Origin of the sequence: Pseudomonas sp. BT76 TE3572 (assembly GCF_050435365.1) — a bacterium.
GTDB lineage: Bacteria > Pseudomonadota > Gammaproteobacteria > Pseudomonadales > Pseudomonadaceae > Aquipseudomonas > Aquipseudomonas fluorescens_W.
In genome coordinates, this window is sequence record NZ_JBNDKE010000001.1 from 2,113,081 (window position 1) to 2,121,328 (window position 8,248).

Here is an 8,248-nt window from a genome sequence, read left to right on the forward strand (position 1 = left end):
TCCTTCGGCAGAGATGTCAGTGGTATCGACCCTGCCCTAAGCCTTGGCAAATGACAAGATTGCTCGGGATTGAATTGCGACTTCTGTCGAGCGGCTGGTATCACCTGCGGATTCAACCGGTCGATGCAACACATCAAGTTCAACTCCAGCCTGCTGATCGAAGACCTGACGAAACAGGCGAACAACCCAATCGACACTGTGATCGGGCATCCCGGCATTCAATGTCTATGCTTTGAACTGTATGCAAACCGCTCCGACCTGTAATCCATAGCGCTGCCCTACCCGCCAACACCAGAAAAACAGACCATGAAACCGATCCCCTCCCTTGCCGTTGTTGCCCTTGCCTCGATCATGGCCGCTATCGGCTTTACGGCCCATGCAGCCGAGGTGCCGCTGGGTAGCCATTCAATGAAGGGTCACATCGTTACGCGGGTGCTGGCCGTTGATCCGGTGAATCATCAGGTCACCATAGAAGACACCAACAAAAGCCCGGTCTCCATCCAGCTCACGGAAAAAGCCAAGGCACTGGACAATCTGAAGGTCGGCGACAAGGTCGATATCCACGTTGTTCGCTCAGTCGCCTATGTGCTCGACACGAATGTCGACGCTGCGTCAGGGGGCGGCAACGAATCAATGACTGTCCGTGCTACCCAGGACAATCCTGATCCGGGGAGTGAGGCGGTTCGCAAGGTCAAGGTCACTTCAAAGATCACGCACATTGACTTGAAAAAGCATGAAGTGACCTTGCTTCCACCGGAAGGCGAACTGACCGTCCTGAAGGTCGAGGACCCGCAGCTTCAGGCCCGAATGAAGAAGCTCCAGGTGGGTCAGACGATCAACGCCATTTACACCGAGGTCATGAAAATCAAAACCTCGCGCTAACGACTTCGCTCCATGTCTTTTTCATCCCCGTACTGCTCCACGCTACGGGAGGCTAAAACAGGGGTGTCTGCTACCCTTACTGGAGTCATTAAAGTCGGCTGTTTTCACTCCCTGACGCTGATCCAGTCCTCTCAAGCCTGTCTGACCACAAGGGATGGGGCGATGCGCACTTCATTACTTTACGCGGTGTCCGCTGTACTGGTTCTAAGTGGATTTTCTTGCCTGGCGCAGACGCCAGCAGCGCCCGCAAACGCTGCCGATACTGCGGCCCTGACGGCCCCGGCGAAAAAAGATGTCGTGTTTACCCAGGAGCAGCTGGATCAAATGCTGGCGCCCATTGCGCTGTACCCGGACCCACTGTTGGCACAGGTATTGATGGCCAGCACCTACCCCGGGGAAATCGCCGAGGCGGTCACCTGGTCCAAAGCCCATCCGGACGCCAAGGGCGATGATGCGGTCAAACAAGTGTCGAGCCAGACCTGGGACCCGAGCGTACAGGCGCTGGTTGCCTTCCCACAGGTCCTGGCAACCCTGGGACAGGACCCCGTCTGGGTACAGCGCCTGGGCGATGCCTTTCTGGCGCAACCCGACGATGTCATGGACGGCGTGCAACGCTTGCGTCATCAGGCGCAGGCAGCAGGCAACCTGCAGAGCAACCAATATCAGAACGTGACGGTTCAGGCTGCACCTGCACCGGCCGCTCAGGCACCTGCCGCTGCTCCTGCCAGCAGCTCCACTACCATCGTCATCGAACCTGCCGACCCGCAGGTGGTGTACGTCCCCACGTACAATCCGACCACCACCTATGGCACCTGGGCCTACCCTGCTTCGCCGCCCGTTTACTATCCACCGCCCCCCGCTTATTACCCCGGATCGGCCTTGATGGCCGGGCTGGCGTTCGGGACCGGCGTGGCGATCGTCGCCTCGTTGTGGGGCGACTGTGACTGGGACAACAACGACATCGACATCGACGTCGACCGCTACAACAACATCAATCGCAACACCCAGATCAACAGGAACCAGAACAAGTGGCAGCACAACTCCGTCCATCGCGATGGCGTTCCCTATCGGGACAGCAGGAGCCGCGAGCAGTACGGCCGACAACTGGACGGTGCCAATCAACGTGAGGCCTTTCGCGGGGATAATGCCCAACGCGCCCAGGCGCGTGAAAAGGCCCGCAGTTCAATGGACAGGCACGGTATCGAACGACCGGCCACCACCAATCGCCAGGCCCGTGATCAAGCGCGCAGAGCGGAGTCCGCACCTTCGGTCGGTAATCGCATGCAAGCCGGGGCAGACAGACCGAAGGCGTCTGACAGAAGCCAAGGCACCGGCAGAAATATCCGGGAAAATCAGCAGCCCAGACAACAGACCGCTCAGACGGGTCAGCGGCGCCAGGAGTTATCTCAGGCGCGCCAAGGAACGCAAACGCGCCCGACCGCCAGCCCCGGCAGCGCACGCAATAACGCTTTCGCGGGCGCACGATCCCCGTCCCAATCGAACGCCCAGGCCCTCCGTGGTCGAACCAGCCAGGCATCCGCCACGCGCCCCAGTGCTGCGCGATCCGCCGGTCAACAGATCAGCAGACCGTCCAGTCCTCCCGCGCGCCAAAGAGGGGGGGGCCGGCGTTGAAAAACCATCCTCGAGAGAAAGCATTCATGGGCTTGCTACCTCGTATCCTGATGATCAGCAGCCTGGCATGGTCATGCGTGGCGACGGCACAGCAGGCCTTTCCAACCCCGGAAAAGGCTGCTCAGGCGTTCGTCGAAGCACTGGGTACCGAACACGCCGATCAGGCACGCCTGACGCAGTTGCTGGGTGAAGAGTGGCGCAGTTTCATCCCGCGAGGTGGCGTCCAGCGCAGCGACGTGGATGCGTTTTTGAAGCTTTACCGCGAGCAACATGCCATCGAAAAAACCAGTGAGCGCAAAGCGGTCCTGTCGGTCGGCAGTGACCACTGGACACTGCCGATACCCCTGGTAAAAGCCGAAAAGGGTTGGCGCTTCGACATCAAGGCGGGAAGCGCCGAAATCCGTACGCGGCGAATCGGCAGCAACGAACTGGCCGCGGTGCAATCGGCGCTGACCTATCACGACGCCCAGATGGACTATGCGTCAGAGGACCGTGACGGCGACGGCGCCCTCGAATATGCGCAGAAATTCTTCAGCACTCCGGGCAAGCACGACGGACTCTATTGGGCGGACGACGACAGCAGTCAAATCAGCCCGTTGGGGCCGATGTTCGGCAACGCCATCGCCGATGAAGACTGGCATGGTTACCACTTCCGCATCCTCGACGGACAAGGTCCATCGGCACCTGGCGGCGCCTACAGTTACCTCATCGGCGACAAGATGAGCCGCGGCTTTGCCCTCATCGCCTGGCCGGCGAAATACGATGACACCGGGGTGATGAGTTTCATGATCAGCCATGAGGGCCAAGTGTTTGAGAAAGACCTGGGACCCGAGGGTTATAAACTGGCGCAGTCGATGAAGCGGTTTGATCCCGATGACAGCTGGCACGAGGTCACCGCAGATCAGAAGCCGTAACATCGGTGTCATGGTGGAGAAGACCGCGAATTCTTATGCAAAGTGTCGCGCTTTCGTCGCGCTTGTTCTTCCTCCGTCAGTGCCTGACGAACGAGCGCCCGAGCCGCCCAGGCGGCGGTGTCGAGTGATTCTTCGACGCTCGCGCGACTGATATCGCGCACGGCGATCAAAGCCTCGGTGCCCATGACGATCGACAGGGCCTGCTTCAGTCGTTTGCGCGCCCGAGGTGAAAGCACGTCCTTCAGCGAGTCGACAATCGGCTCGATGTAGCTCATGCGCCGACCCGGCCGCAGGGGCTCGTGGGACTCACTGTCGAGCCACACGGTCATGAACGAACGTTCCATCACGTGCAGGCCGATCTCGTCGTCGATCAAGAGTTTGTTCAACGCGTTCGCCGCCAGACCGATGCCCTTTACCGGATCATCTCCCTGCCGCCAGATGTGCTCCAGCGGCGTCATTTCACGATCGGCCGCCGTCTCGCTTATCAACGCCTCAGTCGAAGGAAAGTAGCGATACGCCGTGGCGCGCGACACCATCGCGCGCTCGGCCACTTGCGCAACAGTTGGGTTATGGCCCTCCTCGCGCAATGCGGCGGCGGCATCGATAAGTGCCTGGCGCGTTCGGCCCCGCTGGTTGGCGCGGCCCTGATCGCCATCACGGATAGACGGGCTTGACTTCGAGCTTGTCATGGGATAAATGAGATCCTGTCTTGTAATGAGACTCAAGTCTCATGATAGACGATTTCTCAGCAACTGAGCGCGCCTCAGGGCGCATGAGGTGAATGCCATGAATCACACACCCCGTTCGCGGACCTGGTTTCGGCTCGCTGCCCTCTACTTTGCCATTGGCGTCGTGTTGGGCGTGGCGATGGGCGCTTCCGGCGACCACTCGCTCTTCGCGGTACATGCCCATGTCAATCTGTTGGGATGGGTATCGATGGCACTGTTCGGACTCATCGGCACTGCGCACCCGTCGATCACCGAAGGGCGCACTGCTGCTGCACAGTTCTGGACGTACAACGTTGGCGTCCCGGTGATGCTCGGCGCACTGACGCTGCGCCTCAAGGGCTTCCCATCCGTCGAGCCATTGATTGCCGTCGCATCAATCCTCATTGGCTGCAGCGTCCTGCTTTTTGGGTGGCTGGTGTTTTCGCGCATCGGTATGACGGCCGAGCGCTTGAGCAGCGCGACACGCGAATCGCGCCTGTCATAACGCGCAAAACCAGTAGCAGCGTTTGGGCAGCGTATCGGTGCGGGGGTGAGATCTGCTTCGGATCGTTTGCTGCCCTTCGCCAGCAAACCTCAAGGGTGCGGAACACGGAGGCCGTTCGCTATTTAAGCAGCGGCTCCCTAGAACTTTTCCCTATTTATCTGTCTATGTGGATAGGCATATCCACTCGGCAAGCGCGAACCCGCAGGCTTCCCGCAGGCAGATGGCCACACGTCCGATTGTCAATCAGAGGTTGTCTTCGCTCATGAAATTCCATGACCCACGAATGATGCTCTTCGGCCTGTTCGCGCTCGCGGCAGTGGGCTCGGCATCAGCAACTCAGATGAAGACCTCAACCCCTGTTTTCGCAACTGAAGTCTCAGTCGTTCAGGCGCCTGTCCAGGCCGCCGGCAACCCATGGCCGACCTTGGCCAGTATGGCCGGCAAGCAGCCAGGGCCGTTGCTTGCCCATGACGACCGATACTGGCGTGACGACCGTTGGCATGATCGTAGAGACGATTGGCGCCGAGACGACTGGCGTAGAGAGCAGTGGCGTAGAGAGCAAGCCCGCCGAGAAGCTGAACGCCATCGTTATTGGGAGCGCCACCATGATCGGGATGATCGGGCCATGCGGTACCGCTACGAGGACGATCGCCGCTACTATCGTCGCTAGTGCGAAGCCATGGGATCAACCCGCCTGCAACACTCCTTCTGCTGAAACAGAATTTAGTTGCGTTGCATCGACCGGTTGAATTCGTACATACCCTGGACCGAATTCAAGCCAGCAGCTCGGTGATCCACCGGGCCTGCCGGGCGATGTCTTGCACCTTCTCCTCGGGCACGGCCTGCCGCGCACGGGCGAACTGGGACAGGGTCTTCTGCTTCTCGCGCAGCATGCGCTGCCACTTGATCAGGAACGCCGGGCTGCGTGCCTGCATCTGCAGCGGGCCGAAGTACAGCTCCTCGGCGGTGTACATCACCGGCCCGGCGTGCTCGGCGACGATGATTTCGTAGTCGAAGCGATTTTCCCGCAGCAGTTCCTCACAGAGGATGCGGTAGCCATTTTCCATCAGCCATTGGCGCAGTGGCTGCTCGCCGCCGTTGGGTTGCAGAATCAGGCGTTCCTGGCCGCTCAGGCGCGCCTTGCCGCTGTCGAGGATGTCGCGGATAGTCTCGCCGCCCATGCCGCAGATGCTGATCGCCGTAATCCCGTCTCCCGGCTCGATCGCCGCCAGACCGTTGGCCAGGCGCACGGTGATCCGCTGGTCCAGGCCGTTCTCGCGCACGGTGCGTTCGGCCGAGTGGAACGGCGTCATTGCCACCTCGCCGGCCACCGCCGCCGTGATGGCGCCACGGCGCATCAACGCCACCGGCAGGTAGCCGTGATCCGAGCCGATATCGGCCAGGCGAGCACCTGCTGGCACATGCGCCGCCACGCGCTCCAAGCGCATGGACAATGTGTGTTCGTTCAACCGCAGTTCCTTTTTCAGTGTCCGCATCAGGTCGATATCAGCAGGCTGCGAAAGGCACAAGCACCTGGGATATTGCCGTACCCAGTGTGAGAAATCCCCCATAAATGGGTCGTATTACCCGCATCCTGTTTCAACTTCTTCGATGGAGAACTGACCCACAGAATCAGGCTGCCCCGCTGGCGGGGAATTATAGGCTGTTTAGTTTTTTGGCATAGAGAATGCTGGGAGTTCACTAGCGTATTAATCGAGAGTTTGAAGCTGTTTTTCCACTGGAAAAACAGCTTTCCCGGGGGCACTCCTTATACATGCAACCGTTGCCTTGAAAAACACCTGCGCCGCAGATCAGGCGAGCAATGCCAGACCTTCTGAGGAGTCACTTTCATGCGCATCGAGCCGCTAATCCTCACGCTGGTACTCATTCTTTTCATTTTTGCGATAGGGGCAGCCTGGAGTCTTATCAGCTTGTTCAGCAGTTAAGAGTCCGTGGGAAGCATTCATCACGTTTGACGCAGTTTCAAAGGTTGATCTGGCCCTGATTGGCGCACAAAGAGCCCAGCCCGAGCAGCAGGGCCGAACGCTTGGGTTTCAGATACGACTCGATCCGCGTCAGGGTGCAAGGCGCCAGGGCTTGCAATGCCGCAGGAAGCGGTTCCTGGACAAACAGCAGGCCCGGCGTATGGGCTACGCTGCTGGCCTGCGACTCGGTGATCGAACTGACGGGCCGCCCCATGTAATAGACCAGGCGAATGTCCGCAGATCCCAAGCTATAGGTCGGGAAGTTTGGGTATGCGTCGGTGGCGGCCTTTATCTGCGGAAATCCATCGATCCGATGGGCGAACACCCGCCCTTCAAGACCCAAGTAGAACAGCGTGTATCCCGCCAGTACCACGGCAGGAACAATTCGCAGACTCCAGCGCTGCCAAGGGTGACGGGCCTGGGTCAGCAGTTGGCTCCAGTGCCAGGCCAACAGCAGGGCAATGGCCGGGTAGATAGGCAACAGGTACTTGGCGTGCTTTTCGGTGAACAGCGAGAACAGCAGCAGCGGCACCAGAATGCAACACAGCAACAGGGTCAGCTGCGGGCTCAGACGGATGGCGCGCCAGAGTTGCCGCGGCCGCACCAGTAATATCAGCCAGAAGGGAAAGAAATCCCCACCCAGATACAACAGATAGGCATACCAGGCTTCTGCCCCCTGGCCATGGATTTTCTTGACGATGTCTTCGTTGAGGATGGCCGACCAGATGCCCCAGCCCTCCTGCATGGACACAGCCAGATACCAGGAAGTCCCGACCAGCACCGCAAGCATCCAGCCCCAGCCGTCACACAGAAAAGCGCGAGCCAGACGATCGCGGCTGATCAACGCATAGACCAGTATCGGTGCGGTCACCCACAACAGGCAGACCGGTCCCTTGGTCAGCAAGGCACAGCCGAGCAGCCCGTAACTGAGCCAGACCCAGACGCGACCGCCTTGCTCAAACAGAAAGCGCCATGCGCAAAAGAGCGCCAGCAGGCACAGGCCGGTCAAAGGCATTTCTATTTCTGCCCGGCGGGCAAACAGGCTGAACCCGGCATTCGCCGCCAGGAACACCACAGCCAGCAGCGCCACTTGTCGCCCGGCGAATGCACAAGCCTGGCGATACAAGGTCAGACAACACAGCGTCGCAAACAGCGCCGAAGGCAGGCGCACGCTCCATTCGGAGAGGCTGCCCAGCAGTGACGTGCTGACCAGGGCCAGCCAATAGAACAGCGGCGGTTTAGACAGGTACAGCTCGCCGTTCATGTACGGCAGCAGCCATTGGCCGGCCTCGTGCATTTCCCGTGTCGTAACGGCGCGCCGGGCTTCATTGACGCTCATGAACGGCAAACTTCCCAGTCCCCAGTAAAACAACAACAGGAGCAACACCGCCACGCCCAGGGTTGGCCAGTCCAGCGCGCGCCGCGCGGTTTGCATCGGCAGGAATGCCTCGCCTTCTTTACTCATACACGCCTTACTCCTTCCCCAAAATGCACGAAAATACGTGAGTCTGCCCAACGGGTCAGCTCATCGTGTTTTCGTGAACGAATAACAACGCATTGCGCCTTCACGTAAGTTCCCGCTGGTTTCCAACGGAACACGAAGTGTAGCCAAGGCTGTAGAAA

Annotated in this window: 9 protein-coding genes; 6 read left to right on the plus strand and 3 right to left on the minus strand. The window is 59.6% G+C overall.

Going from position 1 to position 8,248, the window contains the following annotated elements; all coding sequences use genetic code 11:
- Window positions 1-123 precede the first annotated feature (123 nt).
- The 4 genes from ABH912_RS09705 (at window position 124) to ABH912_RS09720 (ending at window position 3,428) form a co-directional block, all read left to right on the plus strand.
- Window positions 124-264 (plus strand): hypothetical protein, encoded by a 141-nt coding sequence (locus ABH912_RS09705; RefSeq protein ID WP_429510531.1) that lies wholly within the window; start codon window positions 124-126, stop codon window positions 262-264.
- Between the two features lie 42 nt (window positions 265-306).
- Entirely contained in the window at window positions 307-882 is a 576-nt protein-coding gene (locus ABH912_RS09710; protein ID WP_429510532.1) for a hypothetical protein, read from the plus strand.
- Window positions 883-1,044: 162 nt separating this feature from the next.
- Window positions 1,045-2,514, plus strand: coding sequence for a DUF3300 domain-containing protein (locus tag ABH912_RS09715; RefSeq protein WP_429510533.1), 1,470 nt, complete (start codon window positions 1,045-1,047; stop codon window positions 2,512-2,514).
- Window positions 2,515-2,540: 26 nt separating this feature from the next.
- The gene (locus ABH912_RS09720) at window positions 2,541-3,428 is read left to right on the plus strand and encodes a DUF2950 domain-containing protein (protein ID WP_033059949.1); all 888 of its coding nucleotides are present in this window, start codon (window positions 2,541-2,543) and stop codon (window positions 3,426-3,428) included.
- A gap of 8 nt (window positions 3,429-3,436) precedes the next feature.
- On the opposite strand, the gene ABH912_RS09725 is transcribed toward ABH912_RS09720, so the two are convergent.
- A complete protein-coding gene (locus tag ABH912_RS09725) occupies window positions 3,437-4,117 on the minus strand; it encodes a TetR/AcrR family transcriptional regulator (protein ID WP_429510534.1) in 681 nt (226 codons plus the stop codon).
- 97 nt (window positions 4,118-4,214) lie between these two features.
- Between ABH912_RS09725 and ABH912_RS09730 the strand changes: the two genes are divergently transcribed.
- Window positions 4,215-4,640 carry a DUF2871 family protein gene (locus ABH912_RS09730; RefSeq protein ID WP_033059946.1) on the plus strand — a complete coding sequence of 142 codons (426 nt, stop codon included), beginning with the start codon at window positions 4,215-4,217 and terminating at the stop codon, window positions 4,638-4,640.
- A gap of 262 nt (window positions 4,641-4,902) precedes the next feature.
- Window positions 4,903-5,310: a hypothetical protein gene (locus tag ABH912_RS09735; RefSeq protein WP_082459189.1), complete on the plus strand. Its 408-nt coding sequence runs from the start codon at window positions 4,903-4,905 to the stop codon at window positions 5,308-5,310.
- A 103-nt stretch (window positions 5,311-5,413) separates the two neighbouring features.
- Here ABH912_RS09735 and ABH912_RS09740 read toward each other — a convergent pair whose 3' ends face one another.
- Entirely contained in the window at window positions 5,414-6,109 is a 696-nt protein-coding gene (locus ABH912_RS09740) for a tRNA (adenine(22)-N(1))-methyltransferase (RefSeq protein ID WP_429510535.1), read from the minus strand.
- A gap of 514 nt (window positions 6,110-6,623) precedes the next feature.
- Entirely contained in the window at window positions 6,624-8,090 is a 1,467-nt protein-coding gene (locus ABH912_RS09745) for an ArnT family glycosyltransferase (protein WP_429510536.1), read from the minus strand.
- Window positions 8,091-8,248 lie beyond the last annotated feature (158 nt).

What these genes read in the sequence shown, in the direction of transcription:
- ABH912_RS09705 (WP_429510531.1), top strand. Translation starts at nt 124, where the DNA reads ATGCAACACATCAAGTTCAACTCCAGCCTGCTGATCGAAGACCTGACG.
- ABH912_RS09710 (WP_429510532.1), top strand. Translation starts at nt 307, where the DNA reads ATGAAACCGATCCCCTCCCTTGCCGTTGTTGCCCTTGCCTCGATCATG.
- ABH912_RS09715 (WP_429510533.1), top strand. Translation starts at nt 1,045, where the DNA reads ATGCGCACTTCATTACTTTACGCGGTGTCCGCTGTACTGGTTCTAAGT.
- ABH912_RS09720 (WP_033059949.1), top strand. Translation starts at nt 2,541, where the DNA reads ATGGGCTTGCTACCTCGTATCCTGATGATCAGCAGCCTGGCATGGTCA.
- ABH912_RS09725 (WP_429510534.1), bottom strand. Translation starts at nt 4,117, where the DNA reads ATGACAAGCTCGAAGTCAAGCCCGTCTATCCGTGATGGCGATCAGGGC.
- ABH912_RS09730 (WP_033059946.1), top strand. Translation starts at nt 4,215, where the DNA reads ATGAATCACACACCCCGTTCGCGGACCTGGTTTCGGCTCGCTGCCCTC.
- ABH912_RS09735 (WP_082459189.1), top strand. Translation starts at nt 4,903, where the DNA reads ATGAAATTCCATGACCCACGAATGATGCTCTTCGGCCTGTTCGCGCTC.
- ABH912_RS09745 (WP_429510536.1), bottom strand. Translation starts at nt 8,090, where the DNA reads ATGAGTAAAGAAGGCGAGGCATTCCTGCCGATGCAAACCGCGCGGCGC.